Here is a 254-nt window from a genome sequence, read left to right as displayed (position 1 = left end):
CCTGCTCCCCACGGCCCTCGTGGGGCCGCCGGTGCTTCTGGGGCCCCAGGCGCTTCTGGAGCTCCTGGCGCTTCTGGTGCTCCAGGAGCGGCTGGTGCTCCAGGTGCTACTGGTGCTCAAGGTCCGGCTGGTGCTCAAGGTCCGGCTGGTGCTACTGGGGCTACTGGTGCTCAAGGTCCGGCTGGTGCTCCAGGTCCTGCATCGGAAGAAGCTCAGGCTAGATCAAATGGACCACATCTAGAAGAAGGACCAGA

General features: G+C 64.6%; 1 protein-coding gene. It reads left to right on the top strand.

Annotation, left to right across the window (positions count from 1 at the left end; genetic code table 11):
• The coding region (locus JDS82_RS29260; RefSeq protein ID WP_199714338.1) for a hypothetical protein at positions 1-254 on the top strand (254 nt) is incomplete at both ends.

Source organism: Bacillus cereus group sp. N14, assembly GCF_016483555.1.
GTDB lineage: Bacteria > Bacillota > Bacilli > Bacillales > Bacillaceae_G > Bacillus_A > Bacillus_A wiedmannii.
Note: the sequence above shows the minus strand (reverse complement) of the source record. Positions and strands in the feature narration are given on the sequence as shown.